We start from the raw sequence: 882 nt of genomic DNA, 5'->3' as shown, positions 1-882 counted from the left end.
AATGCACTTTGAAGATGGCAGGGGTGGAGAGATTCGAACTCCCAACACGCGGATTTTTAATTTCACAAAACCAATAAAAAATCATATAGTTACCAAGTAATAAAAACCAAGGTACAAGTATTTCAGCATATTACTGTATTTTGTCTAATTCCAATTTCCAAATATCAACTGTTTATACTTAGAAATTGATTAGTGCAGTTCCTTGATGTATTATTGTAAACGCGTTAAAGATACATCTCCTTTAAGGAACTCACGAGGTATAGTCTATGACTACCATTACAGAGAGAAAAGTTAGAACAACTAAACGTCGAACTACTGAGTTCAAGCGTCGTCTTTCTGAATCCAGCAAGCTATTAGCGAAAGAAATGGAAAAAGTTCGATAATAAATGAGTATAATTATAACAAAATCTGCCAAAATTCAGAAAGTTTTGGCAGAAAATCCCTCTGCATCTCTCCCAATCGATGAGTTTGAAGAATATAAAACTGAATGTGTAGAATTTGGTGATATTCCAAATCCTACTGAGACGGTTCAACTTCAACATCCCGCACATCTTGATACTATTGGTCGAGATAAACTTGCAACACACCCCATTGATGCCAGAGCAGAAGAGCTCCATCATGTTCACATATGGCAAGACGGGTGCGTATGGGAGGAAGAAAATGGGGATTTAAAAGTACAGTGGAGCTGCACAAGCAACAGTTATATTGTTTATTCGTACTTTATTGATAAAGGTGGCAATCATCATTTTCATGTTATTGATTACTGCTTAGACCAAGCTCACGCTTTGATTGAAGACGCTCATCAGGTTAGTGAGTGGACAGGGATAGCTAAAACACATAGATTGCTATTTCAGTAAGTTACTAGCGAAGAAAACGTCGATA

General features: G+C 36.8%; 1 protein-coding gene. It reads left to right on the top strand.

Features of this window, described 5'->3' with window-relative positions:
* The first annotated feature begins 386 nt into the window (after positions 1-386).
* Entirely contained in the window at positions 387-857 is a 471-nt protein-coding gene (locus AB4623_RS22920) for a type II toxin-antitoxin system YafO family toxin (RefSeq protein ID WP_017081560.1), read from the top strand.
* Positions 858-882: the final 25 nt, after the last annotated feature.

Origin of the sequence: Vibrio sp. 10N.222.52.C12 (assembly GCF_041474215.1) — a bacterium.
In the GTDB taxonomy this organism is placed as follows: domain Bacteria; phylum Pseudomonadota; class Gammaproteobacteria; order Enterobacterales; family Vibrionaceae; genus Vibrio; species Vibrio crassostreae_C.
The sequence above is the reverse complement of the archived record's forward strand: the minus strand, read 5'-3'. Positions and strand labels throughout refer to the sequence as shown.

Excerpts from the sequence above, each read along its gene's own strand:
- AB4623_RS22920 (WP_017081560.1), top strand. The coding sequence starts at position 387 with ATGAGTATAATTATAACAAAATCTGCCAAAATTCAGAAAGTTTTGGCA.